The sequence below is a fragment of the Bradyrhizobium sp. NDS-1 genome, from assembly GCF_032918005.1.
GTDB classification, from domain to species: Bacteria; Pseudomonadota; Alphaproteobacteria; order Rhizobiales; family Xanthobacteraceae; genus Bradyrhizobium; species Bradyrhizobium tunisiense.
Window position 1 is genome coordinate 3,356,244 of record NZ_CP136628.1, and the last position, 21,162, is coordinate 3,377,405.

Sequence of the window (21,162 nt, forward strand, 5' to 3'; positions counted from 1 at the left end):
GCGATGGCTTCCCCTTTTGCGTTGACGGCCCCGGCGCTGATCGAGCGCGGCTACTCGCCGCTGCCGATCGCGCCGCGCATTGAGCCAAGCGAAGACCGCCAAAACCCCCCTTCGGGAAAAGAGCCCGGCAAGTTCGATGCCGAGAAATGGGAATGGTTTAGGCTGAAGGGGTGGGGCGAACTCTGCAAACGGCAGGCGCATCCCAAGATCATCGCACATTGGTCAACATGGCCGGATGCTGGCGTTGGAGTCGCATGCGGCTTCGGTGGGTTGGTAGCGATCGACGTGGACGATGACGCCCTGGTTGATCCAATCCGAGAAGCATTGCCGCCGGGGGCGCTTGGAAAACGGGGAAAGAAAGGGGAGACCTTTTTCGTTCGGGCCGCCGAGCCGATGAAGTCCCGGCCTTACAACGATGCCAACGGAATCCGCTTGCTCGATTTTTTGAGCGATGGAAGGCAGACGGTGTTGCCCGGCACCGTGCACCCCAACACGGGTCGTCCTTACATTTGGACCACCGAGCGGACGTTGCTCGACACGCCACTTGCCGAGCTTCCGGCGTTCACGGGCGCGCACGTCGCGGCGATGGAGGAAGTGCTTGCCCGGTTCGGTTGGGCGGATAGCGAGCGTCGCCAGCCGCGCGGCGAGGCTATGGAGCGGCCTGCTCGATCGTATAGTGAGACGGCAAGCAACAATGAGTTTGATGCTGCGGTGTTGGCTGCGCGCCCCCAATGGCTGCGGCATCCGCAACTTGGCCTCCATGGGTTGCACCGCGAACCCGGTGGTTGGCGGGCGGTAGCGAGCTTTCGCGCATCGGGCAGTGGTCGCGCGACCGGCAAGCGGGGCTTTAGTCTTTCGATCCGCGATGACGGGCCGATCAAGGATCACGGCGGGCGCGGTTACAACGATGCGACGTTGGTTGCGGAATGCGCGTTCGGTGGCGACGTTGCCGCCGCTTACGATTGGCTCCGCGAGCAGATTGGATGGACCGACGCCCCCCTGATCCTTCTGCGCAACGGCGTACCCGCACCGACGCTCGCACCGACCTATCCCGATCAGCGTGTTCCCCTTGACGCCGCCACCGCGCGCCTTCGTTCGCTAACTGGGGATGATTTTGCCGCCGCCATCCAGGCGGGGATCGGGGCTCGCAATCAAGAGAGGATCAAGCCGTCGCTGATCCATCCGTCGCACCCGGTTACGGTGGTGCGGGTCGAGGCCGGTGTGGGCAAGACCCATACAGCGATTGAGGCCATTGCGAAGCTGACCCGGCTCGGCCGCCGATTTGTTTACGTTGTCCCCCGCCACGACTTGGCGGACCAAGTTGCCGCTGGGCTCGCGGCGCATGGCGTCCGTGTTGAAGTCTATCGCGGCTATGACCGGCCGGACCCGCGCGCGCCCGACACCCATCTCATGTGCCGCAATTTACCCGCCCTCGAAGCGGCGCGCGGCCTTGGTGTTAGCATCCGCAGCGCTGTTTGCGAACGGCGCGTTAGCGTTGAAAACGTGATCGTCCGATGCCCAATGGCCAATGTGTGCGGCATGGAGCGCCAGCGCGAAGCGCGGCCGTCCGTGTGGGTTGTTCCAGCCGCCTTGCTGCACACGGAGCGGCCGGACTTCTTTTTTGAGCCAGACGCTGTCGTAATTGACGAAGGGTTCATTGATAACGCGCTCGGCGAGCAGTTGACGCTCGACGTTGCCGCGCTGGTCAAGGCCAAGATCGAACTCTGCGATGTTGAGGAGCATGACGCCGTAGAGCGATTCCGCCACCGGCTTGCCGCCGCGATCAAGGCGAATGGCGACGGGCCGCTGTCCCGCGCTGCGCTTGTAGACCACGGTATAGCCGCAGGAGACGCTTACGCGGTCGGTTGGCTAGAACGCCGCCGGATCAATTCTTCGATCTTGCGCCCCGATATGCGGGAAAGCGAACTTAAGACCATTGCCCATCGCCACGCGGCGCGAAACAAGCTGGCGCGCGGTGCTGCGGCGCTTTGGCATGAGATCGCGACCTTTCTTGAGGAATGGAAGATCGAGTCAATCATCGGCGATAGATCCCGGTCAGGGCGGATCACGGTGACGGACGGCAATGTTTCCGTGGCGCCTTTGCAGCCCGTGCATCCGTCGTGGCGTGCGCCGACGCTGGTACTCGACGCCACCGCGCCCCCGGCGTCGCTACTGGCAATTGCGCTCGGTGAGATCGAGATTCCCGGCTGTCCGCCGGTTGTGACCGAGCAGCGGGACGTTGCTGCCAAGTGGCCCGATCATGTCCGGGTGCGGCAGGTTGTTGGCGCTCCGGTCAGCATGTCGAAACTCGGCCTCTGGAAGGATGCCAAGCCGCGAAACGTGCGGGACATTGTCCGGTTCATTGGGCTCCGGGCGGCGTTGGCCGCACCTGACCGGATCGGTGTCGTCACCTACAAGGGCCTGCTTGACCAGATCGCCGGACAGCTTCCGGCCAACGTGATCGCTCGGCACTTTGGGGCCTTGGCCGGCATGAACGACATGCAAGACGTTGCCGGCCTGATCGTGATCGGGCGTCCCGCCGCCAAGCGGTCCGCCGTTGAAGCCTTGGCGTCGGTCTTCGCCGGGCGTCCGATGACCGGTGGCGAAGGTCATTTCTTCGATAAGTATCCCGGCGGCATCCAGCTTGCTGATGGCTCCTTTGTCGCGACTACGGTTGATCGCCATCCTGAGCCGATTGCGGAGGCGCTGCGCTGGCGGATCACCGTGGGCGAACTACTTCAGGCGGTTGGTCGATTGCGCCCCCACCGGCGCTCCGAACCGTGCTGGCTGGACATTGTGTGCGATGTGCCGCTGCCGGTCACGGTTCATGAAGTGGTGCGGTGGGCTGGGGCGGCCCCCCGGGCGACCGCTGACATGGTGGCGGAAGGCGTGGTTCTGACGAACAGCCGGGACGCCGGATTGGCGTTCGGAACGACGGACTGGGGCGCGCGAGGAGTCGGTGGTTTCTCTATAGAGTCTCTTATTAGAGATTCCACCGACTCCCCGCCCGTCCGAAAGTTCACGTACCAGAAGGCCGGTCCCGGCCAGAAGCGGTACGCCGGCTGGTATCTTCCCGGCATCCTGCCGGGCGGCGTCCCCGCCCTCCGGGGGTGGCTGGAAGGGCGGCTGGGGCCGCTGGCGAGTCTTGAGGTTGAGCGGATGCAGTCGCGCGCCTCCCTCGCCGAGATAGGTCGGGAGGCGGCAGGTCGCTTGAAGTTTGCAAATGTACTTTCACCGGCACTGGAATCAATCGCTGCATTCTTTGACGATCTCTAACAGAGCACGTAGAGTTACGACCATGAACCTCCAACAGCAGATCGCCTACATCGAGCGCAAACAGGAAGACGCTCGCAGGTTTGCGGCCGAGCAGCGCGCCTTGGTCGCAAAAGATGCTCGGATGCTCTGGCCGTTTCCTGTTGGCGGGATGGTCGCCGGCGCGGCGGTGTTTGGCGCCGGCATGGTATTCGCGAAGCTGATCGGGGCGTGACCTCGACCGTACCTACCCGTCCGCTCACAAATTCCAGATCGCGGGCGGTCTGTCTCGATGAGGTCCGCTTAGCGTGGCAGAGCGGAAGTGATTGGCCGACTTCCCGACGGTGGGTTTTGACCCTAACCGGACAATTCAAATGGCGTTTCCTTGGGTCTTGCCAGGCTCTCCGGCGCTGCGGCTGCAGGCAGGTGAACGGGCCGTCTCCAGCGCATGAAGATACTCCCGGCTGAACTCGGCCGCGTCCTCCAGCCTGGCCCGATCAAGTAGCTGCACGGTGTGATTTCGCCAATCAATGAGGCCCTCGCGTCTAAGCTCCTGAAGTGTCCTGTTCACATGTACAACTGACAGCCCACATGCGTCGGCAACATCCTGTTGCGTAAAGGGCAGATGGAGGCTGCCGTTGTCCAGCAGTCCAACAAGTTCCATCCGGGTGGCGAGTTCGCAAAGCAAATGCGCGATTCTTCCCAAGGCCTGGCGCGCGCCAAGGTTTTCGATCCATTCGCGATAAATGGCTGCATGTATTAGCGTCTCGCGCCAGAATGCTTGCGTAAGTCCCGAAGATCCGCTCATCAGTTCCCTGAGATGAGCATGAGAGACAGAGGCTACAGTCGAAACGCCCACGCTGCAGAGCTCATGGTCCATGACGGGCAGGTGTAGCGTATGAAGATCCGGCATATCGCCAGCGATATAGAACGATGAGATTTGGTTGCGGGCGGAGATCACCCTCTGACGCGACAGAAACCCGCTGACAACAACAATCGAGTTCGTCGGGCGGTCGCCTTCGCGCACCAGATATTCGCCATCCGCCAGCGTCAAAAGCTTGTACGGCATGCGTGCGAGCTTGGCTTGATCCTGCTCAGAAAGTCCAGCGACCGCCTGCAAACGCGCGATCAGCCTGCGATGTGGCATGATACGTTATCCTTCCACCTGCCAAGCGGCTAAGGCGTAGTCGGTAGTTCGCCTAACAAGTGCCGGTGCTGATTTTTGACGGTTTCGTAACACTCGCAGGCTCCTTCACGCAGCCCTCCGACATCAATGACTTCGATCTTGCCGCGCGTGTATTTGATCATCCCGGCTTCCTGAAGAGTGCGAGCTACGGTGGTCACGCTCGTCCGTCGAACGCCAAGCATCTCAGCTAGAAACTCCTGCGTGAAAGGAAGATGATCGTCTCCGGACAGGTCCCGGGCTCGCAACAACCATCGGCAAAGGCGGGCATCAATCTCATGATTCGCCATGCAAGCCGTTGATTGCTGCGCTTGCGCGAACAAGGTCTGCTCGTGACGCATTATCTTTGAAATCAGAGTCTCTGATTGCAGGGCAGCGCCCTTGAATGCAGTCGGATCGCATACCAACGCATCGCCGCCCAGTTGGACGATAGCTCTGCTCATCGCGACTTTTCCATCCAGTGCCGACGCCATGCCGATAGCGCCATCCCTGCCCACCATTGCTGCCTCGGTCGTTTCACCGGTCGCAAGCGTCACGACCAGAGACACCACCGCGCCTAGGGGAAAGTACACGGCATGGATCGTGTCGCCCGCTTCATAGAGCACGGTTTTTTGCTGCAGATGCGTGGCTTTGAGGTGAGGTCGCAAGGCGGCAGTGTCACCTGCGGACAGGGACGTTAGTATCGCGTTGGCGTGAAGCATCATCGTGCGCTCCCGGTTTGAAGGCGGGAGTGCAAGAACTCTCAGTTGCCAACGCCCAGTTTATGGTCGGCAATAATGAAGCCTAGCACGAGGCTAAACTCGGTTCTGCCCGGTAGATGACTCAGCCGGTATGATTTTAGCAAAAGGGCCGCTGCTGGAAGCGTTCAAGAAAGAAAGTGCCGGCATTGGGAGACATGCGATGAAGCGGCATCCAAACAGTGACGGACGTGGATGTCTCCTGTTGGCCCATCTGCGAAGTTACGCCTCGGCGGTCGGAAGTCCGCTCGTTGAGCCTGAGCGGACCAGATTTGCTCAACCTGAGTTCTTCGCGCTTTGACCCTAACCCGACGTTCTGGCTCCTTTAATAGTGCGTCACGACTGGATGACCCGCAAAGGTTGTCGTATCCTCAGGCGCGCCGAACGAGGGGGTAATTTGGTCGCATGTCGCAAACCGAGGGTTCGCCCGCCAGCCTGAACGTCATTTCTCGCTCCGGCTTCGAATGGCGTCAGAGCATCATTGCCTTGATGCTGGTTCTGGCCCCTATGGCGCTGGCCGTCATTGTGATGGCCATGGGACTTGCTGTCTGGGCGGTGTGGCTCATCGTACACGGCGCGCGCGCCGAGTTGCCTTCACCACCTAGCGTCAGGCTCTGTGGCCTGCTGTCGTACGCGGTTGGCAGTTGGCTTGCTGTAGCGTTGGCATGGGTCTGGACAGCATGTCAGGGGTTACGCTCTGACGTCTTCAAGTTTCGAAGACTAACGCTGCCTGCTATCGCCGCGAGCCTCATTGGTTTCGGGATCGTCGCCGTCGGCGTGCCGATCGTGACACACTGGTTGACTAGCGCAACTGGCAATCGAAGTCAGGATGTTCGGATCGATTTTCATGACGCAAAGTCAGTCGCAATTGTCCTTTTTCTTTTCGTTGTGACAACCCCGCTGACCGAAGAAATCCTCTACCGTGGCCTCTTGGTATCTTGGCTGCGTCGAATTGGTTGGCAAAATTCCAGCATCTTGGCCCTCGGCACCGTGATCTTTGCTGCCAACCACATTATTCCGCTCGGTCTCGTTTGGGGTGCAGCGATGATTTTGCTAGGTCTGGTAACGTACACGCTGCGTCTGCGCTACGACTCGCTCTCTCCCTCTTGGTTCGCTCACACCCTTTTCAACGGGCAACTTACCCTGTCCTATCCGTTGATCGCCTGGCTCGCGCAAGCCAACTAATTATTCGGATCGTTTAGATCGTCACCCGGCAATGGCCCTGCGCAGACGTCCGTTAATGCCCCATCGCTGACGTTAAGCTGGCCATAGGCCAGAGTCAGCTTCCGAATCGCAAAACGGATCATGCTGCCATCGATATGGGACGGCGCCCAGCGAGCTGCCTAGCCCATCAGTTCCGCGAGGCCTGAAAATATTCAGCTCGAATGACCGGCCCTCCAAAGTCATCAGGCAGCGGACTTTGGCGTACATCTTCTTGCCTGCGCCGATCAGCTTCTGGCCTTTCGAGCGGAAGTCGCCGGGACGGGATCGATGCTCAAGACGTTCAGTCCCTCGCGGCCTTGATGTCCACGGTCGGACATTAGTGCGCAGATGCGCGAGATAGTGCCGTCTGCCAAATCAGTGGCCTTAGACAACTGCTTTTGGGTAATGCCTGGTTTGGCTCCGGCGTGCAGCAGCACAAAATCTGGTTTGCAGTAATGTCAGGGCTGATCTTCCTGAACTCGTTGATGATTAGCGTGAGTGTTACGGTGGGAAGCTCGCTTACATCTTTCTCACTTCCGTGAATTGCATTGTAAACTCGGGATCAAGCATTGAACCCGCTGTAGTCACGCTTTGCTCCTTGACACAATCTTTATCCGAGCGTTCGAATTTACCGGAGAACCGAACCGCATCGCCTTTTCTTAAGGGCAGCAGCGATGCGAAAAGCGAGGTTTCCGGTTGGATCAGAGTCTTCGACCCCACGTCTGAGAATGCATTGTTCCATGTCTGGACGTGCACCTTAGGCGCCAATTCGATACTCAGAGTAGCGGCGCCGCCTGCGGTCGTGCTCAGCTCTGCAACTTTGCCGATCCAGTCTGACACAGTTAGTCCGCTGAGCACTCGGCATATTGCGCCGTGCCTGTCCTTCCGAAGGCCGGCAGCCGACAATTCATTTGGGGCCGCTTTGTAATTGGTCTGAGCGTTTAATACTGCCTCAAGGAAGCTTCTTTGTTCGGGCGGCACGCGCGTAGATGGCGTGCAGCCAACCAAAACCGCGAAAAATACTATGATCATACATCGGATAGGGAACTTTCGATCGTCACTCATAGCCGAATTGTAAAAAAGACCACTCATTGCGTGAACCGATGGACGCAAGACGAATCGCGTCAAACATCACAGCTCGCCCACTACTTGGATACATTTGGCTCAGCAAGTCGTCTTTAGACGCATTAATGTCCTTGCAAACGAGGAACTGGCTGCTCGCGTTCGGCATGATTGTTCAACTGCGCCTAACGAGACCGGGATTTGCTTGCCCAGAGCCGAAAGTGCTGTCACGTAACAGAGCTCGTGAGCTTGCCTTCGGAGGCCTGCCTAAAGCGTTGGAGAACAGCGTTCTGCCCTGCATGGCAGTGATGGCCGTCACCTCGAAGGGCTATTCTTTGCCCGTCCTTCATTTGCAATCTCGCAGGGCCGGCGCTCCTTCTTGGGTCCTAAGAAGCCGCCCCCTAGGTGTGGGTGACGTGCGACCGCCCGATCCGGCTAGATATAAAATTTCAAAAGTGACTTTCTGTTCTCGAACCGGTTGGGGCAGCACGCGGGAAGCGCTGCCCGAGGGCGACTGCAACAGGCTGTAGCGGAATATCTGGTCGCCCGATCTTGGGGGCAGTTTCAACCTCAGGATTTCCGCCAATGCCCGACGCTCTTCCGCTGTATCCCTCCGACTTCCGCACCGCGCCGGTTGCACCCTTGAACCGAAAGCGCCGCAAAAACCCCCGCACGGTCACGATGCCCGGCAGGGTGGGGCCGCATGTGAAATTGGTCTTTGCCGAAATGGCGCGGCAAAAGCTGCGTTACCTTGACGTGGCCGAACGTAGCGGCGTGCAGCATGCTACGCTGAAGGCGTGGAGAAAGAAGAATCGGCCGGGCTTGGAGTCGGTTGAAGCCGTGCTAGCAACTCTCGGGTTCGGACTTGTCCCCGTCGCCGCACTTGAAGCGCTGGACCACCCTGAACTCGCGGGCGAACTCACCGCGCTAGCTCTCAAGATGCGGATGAATATCCCGCAGACCTGGGCCGCTCTGATCGACATCGGCGTCGAGCAAAAGCTTCTCCGCATGCGGGCAGACGAGCGCGGCACCATTCTGGCCGAGCATGAAGCGCGCCTCGCTCGCATCCCCGCCAACGACAACCAGAAGCGCCGCCGTAAAGTGGCTTAAGGGATACCGAAACGATCCCGACAGCCGCCCCTGATGTTCCCATACTGCTCCCGTTGCTTGGTTCTCCTCCACACCAAGTAAAGCCGGTCGTCAGCCTTGGCCGGTGTGTTTCGTAGCCAGATGCACCGGCCAGTTTTTTTTAGATGGATGCCCATGTCTAAGATCTATCTCTCGCGCACCCAGGCCGCAAAGCGGATCGGCCGTTGCGCAAAGACCCTCCGCAACCTCGCCAAGCGTGGCGATGGCCCCCCGTTTTTGTTAATCGGCGACCGACCTGCTTATCCGGCCGAACAGCTTCAGACCTGGATTGCAGCCGGCGGAGATGCCCAATGAGCCGCGCCAAGCTTCTCGCCGACCTTCAGGCGGCGTCCGCAGATTACTCAACGGCTCAGCGGCAGCTTGCAGAAGCGCAGTTCAGTGCACGTCACGGCATGGCGCACAATCTGATGTTCGCCGCGAGCCGCGAGCATGTTGCCTATCACCGCTGGCTCAGCGCTCATGAAGCATTCGCTACCAGTGCACCGAAGCCCGCTCCGAAACCTGCCCCGAAGGCATTGGCCGTCACACCGCGAGACCCCGGCGCAGACGCCGTTGCCGACTACTGGCGGCGGTGATTCAATCCACTAGAGACCCACCACAATGAGCATCCTGAAGTCCCTCTTCGGCAAGAAGCCGATTACTTCCACCGCCATCGCCACCGAGATCGAGAAGGCGCGCGCCGAACATGACGCTGTCCTTGCTAAACGGGGCGCAGCGCTGGCCGGTCTCGGCTTGATGGATGATGCTGCCCATCAGAAGGCCGAAGCAGAATATGAAGTGCACCGGCGCGCTGCCGATCGCGCTGCCGCGCGCCTCGCTGATCTTGAAAAGGCGCACGCGGAAGCGCTCGCGACCGAAGCATGGGCCGAGAAGCAAGCCGAGGCAGAACGCTTCCGCCAGCGTGTCGAGAATGCACGCAATGATGTTGAGATCCAGGCAGTTGTCTTGCTTCGCGAGTACGACGCTACGGCTGCAAAGCTCGGCGACATCATCGCTCGGCTCGGTGACATCGACACCGAGGCGAGCGCTGTTAACGAAGCTGGCCGATGCGCACCGGGCTTCGAGCCTGTGCGCAGCATCGACGCCGCGCACCGTCAGCATCCGGGTCGGCAAGCGAGCGAGCGTCGCGAGATGCAGCAGTGCTGGGTGTTCGCGAACGGGGATGTGCTTCCCGTGCGAACCAACGCTGATGGTAACGTCATCAAGGAAGAGCCGCGCTGGGTTCATCATGAACAGCGTTTCGACACCCCGCGCCTTGAGCAGCGTGAGATTGTCGTATCGCGCACCAAGGCGCGGCCTGGCCACTATGAAGCCGGCCTGGCCGGCATCGTGCTTCCGCCCGGGTTTGCCCGTGGTGCTGCACATTGGCCGCGCAAGTCATGAGCGCGCGGGGCTTGAAGTTGATTTGAGCCATCCCGTCGAAATCAGCGGGCTGGTGTGCGAGAACGCCGCTATGTCGTGCAGAGGAAGCGCAGTTGCGACATGACCCGTGCTGAGCTTAGTGGCTGCGACATCGAAAAATGGCGTTAGCGCGCACGCCTGATGTCAACTTGTCCGCCAATAGCGGCGCATTAGCGGACGGCGCCAGAGGTCGGCAAATGGGCCAATTACCGACATCGAGCCCCGCTCAGTCCGTTCCCAACGAACGCCGACCGCGCAAAGCGAGATGCGAGTTTTCGGCTTCAAGTTCGTCGCAACTGACCTATCGACAAACGCGACGAATGAGCGATTTAGCAAGCGCAGAGAAAGTTTTGAAAGGTTCGATCTTGCGAGCGCGGAGCGTCTCCTCAGACAGCCACAAATGAGGACCTCCCGGAGGAGGAACGCGGAGTAGTAAATAGTCAAGAATGCTTGCGTTATTCTCGCCCATTCTGATCGCCGCTATCCAGCCTGAATGCCATCGAACGCGGTGGCGCATACTCCAACGCACCTTGCCGTCGTAGTTGCGCCATTTAGCCAAACCGAAGTGGACGTGCACAATCTCGTCCACCAGCAAGCTATCACTTGACGACTCAATCGTGACACTGGCACCAGCCTTCTCAAGAAGCTCCCGAAGCTGCACAGCATGTCCGATGTTCATATCGAGCCACTGCTGGTGGGCGGTAAGATCCGTCCAGTGTTTATTGTTCTCGCGATAGTCGATTAATCGGTAAAGGTTTTGAAGGCTACCGAAGTGCTTATAATAGGTGTTGCTGTGTGGAAGCGTCGGAGCTTGATTAATAATCTTGGCGCTGAGTTTGCCTTTCTTCAGAAGGACTTTGCGCACCCGCCGCAGCATCTCGTCTTCTGAAATCTCGACGTGCCATTCATCCATGATCTTGTTCGCGCGTGTAAACGCAGCCTTATCGATAATGGGCGTGATGCAGCCCTCGCTCCTTATCCATTGCTCTTTTGGATTGTGCCTTCGCTTCGTGCCTAGTTTTTCCGTCGAACGATTGTAGACGTAGTTGCCGATGAATGCTTCGTTTTTTAGAATTGCGCCTACAAGCTTGTTACTCCAGAGCCGGCCGTTATGTGTCGCCACTCCTTCCCGATTTAGTTCTTTTGCGATGCTCCATTGAGACTTTCCTCCAACAAAATCATCGAAAATCCTCTTAATGATCGCGATTTGCTCCGTCGGTCCTGGACGTAGTTTCACTCGGTCTGCAGCCAAGCATTTGCGTTCACCGGGCTTGAGAACTCCTTTGAGCTGAGCGTGGTCGTCCACCAAGCAACGCTCCAAGCCAAAACCGGCCGAGCCGCCCATTTTGAACCCGATCTTAGCCAACCGCGAGGTCCCAGCAAAAACCTTTGCCGATAGCTCGCGGCTGTACTCGGCCGCCATGACCCGCTTGATGTTCTTCAGAATATTGGAAAGAAGGCTTCCGTCGTTATCAAACTGCTCCGCGCAGTATGCGACCTTAACCCCCGCCTTTTTGCAGATGAACTCATAATGCGCGCTTTCGTCTACGTCTTGAAAGCGCCCCCAACGGCTGACGTCAAAGACTAGAATATTGCCAAAATCAATCTGATCTGAGCTAACGTCAGCGATCAACTGAGTAAGGCCCATCCTGTTCTTAATCAGCAAGCCGCTTTCACCTTCATCGCGATAGGTGCTCACAATTGAGAGCCCGTGAAGCTGTGCGTAGGCAGCAATGACCACAGCTTGATTCTCAATCGAATATTTTTGGTAGTCAGTGGACATACGGACGTACTGCGCGGCTCGTTGCGCTTTTTGCGTCTGAGGTAGACTCTCCCTACGAGCGACAAGCGCGCGCTGCTCCGGCACTGCTGGCATTCCGCTGCGCGATATCCTTTTCATCTATACAACTTTGCTGCCGGCAGCGCCACTGGAAACGCCCTGTGGCTCCATAAGCCATCAGACACGTCGGCGCGAAGGTGATGAAACTGGACCTTCGGCGCTTGGTGCGAAATCGCAGGACATTTAAGCTTTTCACCGGAACTGTCGCGCCAACAGGCGTCCGCCATCCATTGTACCGAGCGTTGGCGCGCCAGCGGTGAAGAATCCTGACAGCCGTTGCCGTGCTTGGCGTCACGAGTGGCAAGACAAGAAGGACACCCCAAACAGGAGCCCGCGAGCACACATCGCGCGGTGCACGGAAGATACGACGCTCCATTAGAAAAGATCCTCGATCGCTTTGGCCGAACCTTGGTGCGCGGACGGAATGATGAGCTCTTCGTGCCCGGCATGTCCGGCCGTATCGAGTCGAACGACAAGCTGCGCAGCCTGACCGCGGACGGCGCTTCGGTGGTTGCCAGTTCTAGCGAGGGCACGACGACCCGAGGACCTGTTACTATCCAGAATCACTGGATGATTAATGGAGCCGACGATCCCCGCGCGGTGGCAGACCAAATCGACGCTCGCTTTTCCATCCTGATGCGTCAGCTTGAAAGCGAGCAACGCGGTCTCCTGAGTGACTGAGGCCGGAACCGAGAGGGCGCGACGCGCCTCAAAGGGAGCTGAACTGACAAAACCTCCAGTTGATGCTCGGCCTTGCAATTGCCTATACGATTCCGTATATTCACGTTATGTTCTTTGCGGGCCAAACCGAGAGCTGAATGAGGAATAGTCTCAAGACAGTTCTTTTTGTGGCCGCATTTTCGCCCGCGCTGATCAGCGTGGGACTCGCACGCCTTTATGCCGGCAGCCCCTTTTGGGACGCGATCTATTACCTCTTTGCCGGGTTCATCGGCAGCCTCTTGGTCGTCTATATCCTCACGGTGCTGAAGTGGCGGGGCGAAGAATTTCCCTTTGCAGCCAAGAAAATCGAGTCTAACGACGTTCTTCTCTTAGGAGTTGTGGTAACATACGTCTTCCCGTTCCTAGCAAGGGCGTCTGAGATCACGGTTGGTGCAATTCTTTTGATTGGCTGCGCGGTGTGGGTCGTTTTTTGGCTTACTGACGCAACAATACCGAGTCCTCTGATGCGACTAGTCGGGTATCGTTTCTATAAAATCGAAGCCGCGAACGGGATGGTTTACACGCTTATCACGCAGAGGGAAATTTTTGACCCTCGGGACGTGAAGACCGTCAAACGAATCTCCGGTTCGATGCTTTTGGAGATCGCCAAGTGAATCTGTTCGCCTTGATGAATGATCGACGAGTTGTTCGTATTCCGCTAACTGCCGAAGTTCAACGCGAGATGGACGAGATCTTCAACAATCAAGAACAGAAATTCAGAGCGTCCAGCGAGGAGCAAATCGCCTTTGATGGAAAATACAAGCCAGACGAAGGCGAGTGTCTCTTCATTGAAGACTATGATGATATCGATGGACTCCATGCCGCGATTGCAAATCCTTTGGGCATACCGCAGATCGCGCCCGAGGCAGATGAGTTCGAGAAGATAAAAGCTCTTTTTATGGGAAAGAGCCAAGACGGCAAGAGAATTGCCCTCGTTCAAAATTTCGATAAGAGAAAGGTTCTTTCCAACAAGGGCTTCGCAATTTTTCACTCAGCTGACGTTTTCAAAAAGGTCGAAGGTGTTGGCTTAACGATTGGCGCCAACCTTTCCGCCATTTTAGAGGACGGCAGGTTATCATTTTTCAGCTTTCACTCAGCACGACAAATCTTTGATCTCAGTCAGTACTTCAGGGAAGCGACCGACGAAGATCTGAATAGTTTTGCGGCCAGCGAAGCTCTGAAGGTGAAGGATCTCGCAACCTTTGTAGCTGCGTCCGATAACTGGATTCGGGGCAAGATCGCGCTGGTCATGCAGAGCGGCATCTTGGAGACTATCGACTTCGAGGCAACGAAGGCCGCCGCACTCGTTTTCGGTATCAACCTAGAGACCGAGGCTAATGGGGACAAAGTCGCTTTGGTCCTTCCAGAGAAAAAGGCCGAACTCAAGAAGCTTCTTCGTTTTTTGGATGAAGATTACTTCCAGTCTGTACTTTCGAGCACCCCGCATCTCTCCAACTCGAAAAGGCGCGTTTAGCGAGGGTGATCTGTTCGCCTATACGTCGGCAGACGGAAGTTAAGGATCTGCTATTCATGGCAGCCGCCCTCTTCATGACTAAACACATAAAGTGGGCGTAGCCAGATACGACGAGGCTTGACGGGAAGACTGCTCATTCTGCTGCCTCCAATTCCTGGGAGGCCACCGGCACCAGCGCGTCGGCCAGCAGCGCGTCGAGCAGTTGGCGGCGGGCGTCGGCGACGGAGGCGAGGCTTGCTTCCAGCCGATCGCACAGCGCCATTAGTGCTTCGACCTTGGCAACGATGCGGCGTTGTTCTGCGAGAGGCGGAAGGGGAATGGGCAGTGAAACAAGCGTTCCTTGATTTATCTTAGGCATTGTCGCCTGCGCACCAGATGCCTTCGACGAGAGAAACTCTCGGCTGGCCGGCGATATCGACGCCAGATGTACATAGTCGAGGCACACGTGGCCGGACACACGAACCTTCATGATCAGATCGGGAAAGAGGAACGTATTCGGCGGCCCTCTATATACCGCTGCCATCCCGACATACTCACGTGTGTTTCCGCGTTGAAAGAGAAGGTCGCCATCCTTGAGCCAGAAATCCGATCCGATCGGGATGTTTGCTTCAACGTACTTGAAATAGATCGGGTTAAACGTGCCGCTCGTCGTCGCGGTTAGACTTATCGCTTTAGGCGCATCCTCGCGTTTGGTAGGCTTCGGCGAGATACCGTTTTGTGGTCCCGATACAATGAGTTGGTCAAGTGCTGCCCACTTCCACGTTTTGGGCAGTGCGTAGGGCTCGTCTTCCGGATTGATCGAAACGGGCCCCCGTCGCGATCTACCTTTCTCGTTCGCAATTCGGTTTAGCAGTTCAGACGCCGGTTCGTCGTTCGCATCCTGCTGCACGAGCTTCCCGCGCATGGCCAGGTTAAGGACAGTTTGGCGTAGTTGCTTGATTTGGTCGGGGCGGGTGGTCAGCGCCGGCAGAGCGTCGAGGACGAAGCGGGAATCAGCCTGGAAGGTTTCGGGCTCGGGCGTATTGAGGCGTGCGAGGCTCGCTGCCGCTAGCCGGTCGCGCGCCGCCTCACGGTCCGCCCGCGCTAGCTCTAGCCGGTCACACAGGCCCATCAGCTCATTAACTTTACCCACAATGCGGTGCTGTTCAGCGAGCGGAGGAAGAGGAAACGGCAGCACGGCAAAATCTGCGTCGTTGATTGCCGGATAGGCTTGGCCACGTTGATTCTCTTCAACGCACTCCACCATGAACGGACTGCGCAGCACTATCCACATATAACGCGGCAACACGTGACCGTGCCCATTGAGGACCGCGAATGCGGTGCTAGCAATCGGCGCCGGGTCGAAGTCAGTTTCAATGACCGCAACGTTCAACAAATATGGGCGGACGCAGGAATAGATAACGTCGCCCTTTCGCGTGACCTTGCGCGCGCGGCTTGGAGCGTCGCTCGCTTCCAAGACCTTCGGAGCGGCAACAACGCCAGCCTCCTTGTCGATTGCTGTTACATCGATGTAAGTGAACTTCGATTGTGGGACTTGCTGCGCTCGATCGCTAGTAACTTCGCGGACACGCGTCCAACGCCAATTCCGCGGCACGTCGAACGGCGGCTCATTCACATCGGGGAGCGCCTTGCGCTTCCTGTTCTCACGATCTTTTTCATTCGCGATTCGCTTCAACAATTCCGACGCTGGTTCGTCGTTAGGATCTTGCAGCACAAGCTTACCGCGTACGGCCAGATCAAGAATGAAACGCCGTAGGCGAGCCACCGCGTTGGGTACGTCCGCGATCTCATGATAGTGCGCTAATAGGCGTTCTGCGTTCATCGCGAAAGCGCTTCCGCAAGTATCGCTTTCAACTGGTCCCGCAGAGTACCCGCCTGAGCTTCGGCGGCTGCAAGCTCAGCCAGCAGCGTTTCGGGGTCTCCGTGATCGTCTGCCACAGCGTGGGGGTTCTTGATGGCGAGGTTAAAGCTGCGCGCTTTGACTTCCTCGGCCGTCACCTTCCACGCCTGCGGCGTCTCCTCGCGACCGTTGCGCTCCTTGCCGCCCCACCAGTCGATGCAGTCTTGAAAATGCTCCAGCTGGATTGGCTTGGTCATCGAATAGGCCTTCTGGCCTGGCGGCACTCGATGCTCGTAAAACCAGATGTCCTTGGTCGGTGTGCCTTTCTCAAAGAACAGCAGGTTGGTTCCGATTGAAGCATAGGGCTTGAACACTGAGTTGGGCAAGCGAACGATAGTGTGGAGATTGCACTCCTCCATCAAATGTTCTTTGAGTCGGGTCTTGATGCCCTCGCCGAACAGCGTGCCGTCAGGCAGCACCACCGCAGCGCGACCATCGGTCTTTAGCAGGCGCACTATCAGCGCAAGGAAAAGGTCCGCTGTTTCCTTGGTGCGAAAGGTCGGAAAATTGTTCTCGATGCCGTCCTCCTCCTTACCGCCAAAAGGCGGGTTGGTGACGACAATATCGACGCGCTCGTCCTTGCTCCAGGAAACCAGAGGCCGAGCCAGCGTGTTGTCGTGGCGCACGAAGCTGGGGTCCTCAACGCCGTGCAGCAGCATATTGGTGACACAGAGCATATGCGGCAACTGCTTCTTCTCGACCGCCTTCAGAGCGCCCTGCATCTTCTCGCGCTGCTTGGGTGTGCGGACGTAGTGTTTTTCCATGTGATTGATGGCACAAGATAAAAACCCGCCGGTGCCGCAAGCCGGATCGAACAGGACTTCGCCTGGATGCGGATCGATGCGGTCGACCATGAAGGCTGTGACGGCGCGAGGCGTGTAGTATTCGCCGGCATTGCCGGCGGATTGAAGATCATTGAGTAGCTGTTCGTAGAACTCGCCAAAGTGCCGCCGCTCATCGAGGTTGTTGAAGTCGATCTGGCTGATCTTATTGACGACCTGTCGCAGCAGCTGGCCAGATTTCATGTAGTTGTAGGCGTCCTCAAATACATCGCGCACCACCCGGCGACGGTCGCCTGGCTGGCCGGTGGGTTTCAGGCCCTTCAGCGCCGGGAATAGCTCATCATTCACAAAGTCGAGCATGGCCTGACCGGTGATGCCTTCCGGGTCTGCCGCCCAATTGCGCCACTGAAAACGCCTCGGGATTGGTGAGCGGTAGCCATCCTTGGTCAGTTCGAGTTCCTGATCCTGATCGTCGATGATCTTGAGAAAGAACAGCCAAGTGAGCTGGCTGATGCGTTGGGCATCGCCGTCCACGCCCACGTCCTGACGCATGACGTCCTGAATAGATTTGACGGTTGTGCGGACGATCACGACATTTCCTCTTCAATCTCAGCCTTAAGCTCAAGCATTGTCTGCTCGACAGGGTCCCTGTTGCCGGTGGGATAGAGCGCTTTGATTGCCAATTTTGGGAAAGTGTCGCTTTTCCAAAACGTCTCGGGGTTGAAGCGAAATTTAGCCACCAATCGCCGACCGAAGTCCATTTCGCTGTGTAGGTATCCACCTAGTGGCGTTATGTCCGCAATCTCAGGGTACTCTCCAAGAAGATAACCTTCTTGAAGATGGGGCCGCATGGCCGATGGAGGACACGCGCTCGAAAGGCGAACAATCTGCATTGAGGCCTCTGAGCTGGCGGTGATGGCGCCACTCAGGTTTGGCACGGCCAACACATATACGAACGCCTCATCCGACTCGTCCGATGTCGCAAATGAAGCCGCAACTCGAAGAGAATGCGAAACATCGAGCAACGGGGTCGGGCATACTTCGTAGTGCTGCAAGATAGACCATCTTAGAAGCCGATGACGCGCCAGCCTGTCAGCGCCCACAAATTCCGCGCCTTCGTAGCGGGAGATTAGCTTTTTCTCCGCATCTCTCAGAACCGTGAACCGATTTGCGAGAGTCTGTTGCGATGGGATCTTTCCCGTCCGAGACGATCGAAAGATGGTGGGCTTTATGGTCGTCAGGCCTGATCTAGTTAGATAGTCGTTACTTTGTCCTCGAAAAAGAAGGACGTGCTCCCGATTAAGAAACTGCAGCGCCGCGATCTTCTGAGCTAAGTCGACGTACGATTTTACGCTATGCCCGGGGCCACGTCGAACGACTGTGTTTGAGACCGCCTCTGGAACAGAACTCCGGTCGTACAAACCCCAAATTGTCTGACTCCCTATGGTCTCCATTTTTTAACCTGCCGCCTCGTAGAGGGCGTTCTGCATTTCGCGGACAGCTTGCTCGAACCCATCCTTGTCGCCGAACGCCTTTATCAATTGGACGACGCTGCCCATGCTCGTAAATGGTGTCACCTTCAGCACATTGGCATCATCGAGATTCAGAACTCCCTCGTCGCGATACTTGTCGAGCAGAGCGTCAAGCACCGCGCGAGCTTGCGGTCCGTATTTCGTGAACACGTCGCGCTTCCTCACGTTCTCTGCACGCTCGCGGCGAGTCAGCGGCTTCTTGTCAAAAGCGACGTGGCAGATCAAGTCGAAGGGGTCAAGGTTCTTACCGAGCTCCTCGACGAGGGCATCGAGGGACAGCCCCTCCGCCTCCAACTCGTCAATGAGCGCCTTCTTGCGTTCGGCGGACTTCCAGCGCTTGAGGAAATCGTCGAGACTGGCAAAACGCTTCTTCAACGCCGCCCTGGTGAAGTCCCGCAAGGTCTCCGTGACCAGCTTTCCATTCTCGTCGAGGTATTCCACCCGCTCAGCGATGATGCGCGCGCCAACGCCATCCACATAAATCTTGCGGATCGGATCGCCAACCGGCAGAGGCACATTCGGCTGATCGACGATCGTTTCGTCGAGTGGCGGTTCATAGGTCGCCTGCTCGCTCTCCCCCAGTCCCTCGACAGGTGTGATCGGGTCGTTCTCGCCAGCTGTATGGATTTGCACCGGCTCGCCATCAAACTCTGGGTCGGCAAAGTGATTGGTCGCGCCGCGAAAGTCGATCAGCGTGAAGAAAAACTTCTTCGTGTCCTCATGAACGCGCGTGCCACGACCAACGATCTGCTTGAACTCCGTCATCGAACCGACTGGCCGGTCAAGCACGATCAACCGACAGGTCTGCGCGTCGACGCCGGTTGACAGCAGCCGCGAGGTCGTCACAAGCACGGGATATTTCGACTCGGGGTCGATGAAGTTGCCGAGCTGATCCTGACCCTCTTTGTCGCTACCAGTGATGCGCATCACGTAGCGATGATTCTCTTCCACGAGATCGGCGTTTTCGTTGACGAGAGCCTGCCGCATGCGAGCTGCGTGCTCTTCATCGACACAAAACACGATGGTCTTCTGGAAGCGGTCGCCGCTTTCTTTGAGGAACTCGGTGATCTTCCTAGCGGTCAGCAACGTACGGTCATCGAGTACTATGTTTCGGTCAAAGTCCTTTGCGTTGTAGATGCGGTCTTCGACAGCGTTGCCGTCCCGATCGAGCTGCCCGAGTTCCGGGCGGTAGCCTTCGATGTCGCGGTCAATATGAACCTTGATCACCTTATAGGGGGCAAGGAAGCCATCGCTGATTCCCTGCTTCAATGAGTACGTGAAAACCGGATCGCCGAAATAGTCGGTGTTGGAGACGTAAGCTGTCTCCTTGGGTGTGGCCGTGAGACCGACCTGGGTGGCCCCCGAAAAATGGCTCAGTATCTCGCGCCACGCGGAGTCTTCGGCCGCACTGCCGCGATGGCACTCGTCGATTATGATCAAGTCGAAGAAACCGGACGAAAACTCACGATAGATCTTTTGCCGCTCTTCGGGCCCGGTGATTGCCTGATAGAGCCCAAGATAGATTTCGAAGGCAGTGTCTATCCGCCGCTTTTTGTCCAGCGCCAATGGCAGATCGACGGTTGTACCGTCCTGCCGCTCGATCGTTTTGGCGTTTGTCGAAAGCTTAGCCATCGCCGCGCCAAACGGGCGGAAGTCGTTGACCATCGTCTGGTCGATCAGCACGTTGCGGTCGGCCAGAAACAGAATGCGCTTCTTGCGGCCGGCCTTCCAAAGCCGCCATATGATCTGGAACGCGGTATAGGTCTTGCCGGTGCCGGTCGCCATCACCAGCAGCACACGGTCGCGCCCCTTGGCGATAGCCTCAATTGCGGCGTTGACGGCGTTGACCTGATAGTAGCGAGGCGCCTTGCCACTGCCGTCATCGAAATAGTCCTGAAGGACGATATTTTCGGCTTCAGCGTCGAGGCCCTTCCAGGCACGGTAGCGCGCCCATAGGTCGGTCGGCGACGGGAAGGCATTGAGATCAAGGTTCACTTCGCGCGGCGTGCTGTCGCCGGTGCGGTCGTGGAACACAAATCCATCACCGTTCGAGGTGAACACGTAGGGAATATCGAGAGTGGCGGCGTAGTCCAGCGCCTGCTGCATGCCGTCACCGACACTACGAGAATTTTCTTTAGCCTCGATGAGCGCCAGCGGGATGTTCGGCTTGTAGTAGAGGACGTAGTCGGCGCGCTTGGCCTTCCCACGCGTGACCAGTTTGCCACGCACGATGATGCGGCCCTTGGTAAAGCCGACCTCCTCGCGAATTTGCAGCATTTCGTCCCAGCCAGCATCGCGCAGCGCTGGCGTGATGTACTTCGTGCAAATATCTCGTTCGCTTAATGAGCGTTTGTCCATTGATGGCAAGCTTTTTTGCGGCGCGAAGCGCGCCAGGCGAATGCAGTTTCAGATGAGTGAGTTGCCCCGGACCTAATCTCGAACCTCTAATGCGCGAAAGTTGAGCATGAAACAACTAGGTGATGAAGTCCTCCGCGAATGTTCGGCACTAAACAGTATGGCTGATACAGCGACTCGCTTGGCGGGTGAGACAGGACATGCAAAGCGGTCCGACGCCCGTGCCAGGGCTAGACTTTCTCTCATTCAAGCCAGCGGGTTCGCTCTTCGCTGAGCATCGCGTCTCCCGCAGGCTTTCTCAGCTCAAGAGTCATTGGGGCTTGGAGTGGGGCTTCGAGGACAACTTTTGAGGAGGCGCTCTCAGGCGCCGGCCCACAAAATCTGAAATTCTTTTGTATTTTCAAGTTGGTGGGGGAGGCAGGACTCGAACCTGCGAAGCCATGAGGCGGCTGATTTACAGTCAGCTCCCTTTGCCACTCGGGACACTCCCCCGCTCGACGGCAGCACAATCGGGCCGGACCTTGCCGGCGACCGAAGACGGCCATGGAACGTGAAGGCCGCGACAGCCCGGA

Annotated in this window: 18 protein-coding genes and 1 tRNA gene; 10 read left to right on the forward strand and 9 right to left on the reverse strand. The window is 57.7% G+C overall.

Features of this window, described 5'->3' with window-relative positions; translation table 11 throughout:
• Window positions 1–3 precede the first annotated feature (3 nt).
• Together RX330_RS15655 and RX330_RS15660 are read left to right on the forward strand one after the other, a co-directional pair.
• Window positions 4–3,276 (forward strand): bifunctional DNA primase/polymerase, encoded by a 3,273-nt coding sequence (locus tag RX330_RS15655; RefSeq protein ID WP_317243564.1) that lies wholly within the window; start codon window positions 4–6, stop codon window positions 3,274–3,276.
• 22 nt (window positions 3,277–3,298) lie between these two features.
• Window positions 3,299–3,487, forward strand: coding sequence for a hypothetical protein (locus RX330_RS15660; RefSeq protein ID WP_317243565.1), 189 nt, complete (start codon window positions 3,299–3,301; stop codon window positions 3,485–3,487).
• A 135-nt stretch (window positions 3,488–3,622) separates the two neighbouring features.
• Here the strand turns inward: RX330_RS15660 and RX330_RS15665 are convergent, their stop codons facing one another.
• Together RX330_RS15665 and RX330_RS15670 are read right to left on the reverse strand one after the other, a co-directional pair.
• A complete protein-coding gene (locus tag RX330_RS15665) occupies window positions 3,623–4,399 on the reverse strand; it encodes a Crp/Fnr family transcriptional regulator (protein WP_317243566.1) in 777 nt (258 codons plus the stop codon).
• Window positions 4,400–4,428: 29 nt separating this feature from the next.
• Window positions 4,429–5,139: a Crp/Fnr family transcriptional regulator gene (locus RX330_RS15670; RefSeq protein ID WP_317243567.1), complete on the reverse strand. Its 711-nt coding sequence runs from the start codon at window positions 5,137–5,139 to the stop codon at window positions 4,429–4,431.
• A gap of 438 nt (window positions 5,140–5,577) precedes the next feature.
• Here RX330_RS15670 and RX330_RS15675 point away from each other — a divergent pair, with 438 nt between their 5' ends.
• Window positions 5,578–6,357 (forward strand): type II CAAX endopeptidase family protein, encoded by a 780-nt coding sequence (locus RX330_RS15675; protein WP_317243568.1) that lies wholly within the window; start codon window positions 5,578–5,580, stop codon window positions 6,355–6,357.
• 537 nt (window positions 6,358–6,894) lie between these two features.
• Here the strand turns inward: RX330_RS15675 and RX330_RS15680 are convergent.
• A complete protein-coding gene (locus RX330_RS15680) occupies window positions 6,895–7,215 on the reverse strand; it encodes a hypothetical protein (RefSeq protein WP_317243569.1) in 321 nt (106 codons plus the stop codon).
• An 807-nt stretch (window positions 7,216–8,022) separates the two neighbouring features.
• Here RX330_RS15680 and RX330_RS15685 point away from each other — a divergent pair.
• From RX330_RS15685 to RX330_RS15700, 4 genes are all read left to right on the forward strand, one after another.
• Window positions 8,023–8,547: a hypothetical protein gene (locus tag RX330_RS15685; RefSeq protein ID WP_317243570.1), complete on the forward strand. Its 525-nt coding sequence runs from the start codon at window positions 8,023–8,025 to the stop codon at window positions 8,545–8,547.
• A gap of 153 nt (window positions 8,548–8,700) precedes the next feature.
• Window positions 8,701–8,880, forward strand: coding sequence for a hypothetical protein (locus RX330_RS15690; protein ID WP_317243571.1), 180 nt, complete (start codon window positions 8,701–8,703; stop codon window positions 8,878–8,880).
• On the forward strand, window positions 8,877–9,161 hold the full coding sequence (locus tag RX330_RS15695; protein WP_317243572.1) for a hypothetical protein: 285 nt from the start codon (window positions 8,877–8,879) through the stop codon (window positions 9,159–9,161). The genes RX330_RS15690 and RX330_RS15695 overlap by 4 nt, the downstream gene beginning before the upstream one ends.
• Before the next feature lie 25 nt (window positions 9,162–9,186).
• Complete coding sequence (locus tag RX330_RS15700; RefSeq protein ID WP_317243573.1) at window positions 9,187–9,969, forward strand: hypothetical protein; 783 nt, start codon at window positions 9,187–9,189, stop codon at window positions 9,967–9,969.
• A 319-nt stretch (window positions 9,970–10,288) separates the two neighbouring features.
• Here the strand turns inward: RX330_RS15700 and RX330_RS15705 are convergent, their stop codons facing one another.
• The gene (locus RX330_RS15705; protein WP_317243574.1) at window positions 10,289–11,863 is read right to left on the reverse strand and encodes a recombinase family protein; all 1,575 of its coding nucleotides are present in this window, start codon (window positions 11,861–11,863) and stop codon (window positions 10,289–10,291) included.
• Window positions 11,864–12,124: 261 nt separating this feature from the next.
• On the opposite strand from RX330_RS15705, the gene RX330_RS15710 reads away from it, so the two are divergent.
• The 3 genes from RX330_RS15710 (at window position 12,125) to RX330_RS15720 (ending at window position 14,021) form a co-directional block, all read left to right on the forward strand.
• Entirely contained in the window at window positions 12,125–12,508 is a 384-nt protein-coding gene (locus tag RX330_RS15710; protein ID WP_317243575.1) for a hypothetical protein, read from the forward strand.
• Between the two features lie 137 nt (window positions 12,509–12,645).
• Window positions 12,646–13,161, forward strand: coding sequence for a hypothetical protein (locus RX330_RS15715; protein ID WP_317243576.1), 516 nt, complete (start codon window positions 12,646–12,648; stop codon window positions 13,159–13,161).
• Entirely contained in the window at window positions 13,158–14,021 is an 864-nt protein-coding gene (locus RX330_RS15720) for a Kiwa anti-phage protein KwaB-like domain-containing protein (protein ID WP_317243577.1), read from the forward strand. Before RX330_RS15715 ends, RX330_RS15720 begins: the two co-directional genes overlap by 4 nt.
• A gap of 133 nt (window positions 14,022–14,154) precedes the next feature.
• On the opposite strand, the gene RX330_RS15725 is transcribed toward RX330_RS15720, so the two are convergent.
• The 5 genes from RX330_RS15725 to RX330_RS15745 form a co-directional block, all read right to left on the reverse strand.
• Entirely contained in the window at window positions 14,155–15,843 is a 1,689-nt protein-coding gene (locus tag RX330_RS15725; RefSeq protein WP_317243578.1) for a restriction endonuclease subunit S, read from the reverse strand.
• Window positions 15,840–17,294 (reverse strand): class I SAM-dependent DNA methyltransferase, encoded by a 1,455-nt coding sequence (locus RX330_RS15730; RefSeq protein WP_317243579.1) that lies wholly within the window; start codon window positions 17,292–17,294, stop codon window positions 15,840–15,842. The genes RX330_RS15725 and RX330_RS15730 overlap by 4 nt, the downstream gene beginning before the upstream one ends.
• Window positions 17,291–18,157 carry an FRG domain-containing protein gene (locus tag RX330_RS15735; protein WP_317243580.1) on the reverse strand — a complete coding sequence of 289 codons (867 nt, stop codon included), beginning with the start codon at window positions 18,155–18,157 and terminating at the stop codon, window positions 17,291–17,293. Before RX330_RS15735 ends, RX330_RS15730 begins: the two co-directional genes overlap by 4 nt.
• Before the next feature lie 3 nt (window positions 18,158–18,160).
• On the reverse strand, window positions 18,161–20,593 hold the full coding sequence (hsdR, locus tag RX330_RS15740) for an EcoAI/FtnUII family type I restriction enzme subunit R (protein WP_317243581.1): 2,433 nt from the start codon (window positions 20,591–20,593) through the stop codon (window positions 18,161–18,163).
• A 403-nt stretch (window positions 20,594–20,996) separates the two neighbouring features.
• Window positions 20,997–21,082, reverse strand: a tRNA-Tyr gene (locus RX330_RS15745).
• Window positions 21,083–21,162 lie beyond the last annotated feature (80 nt).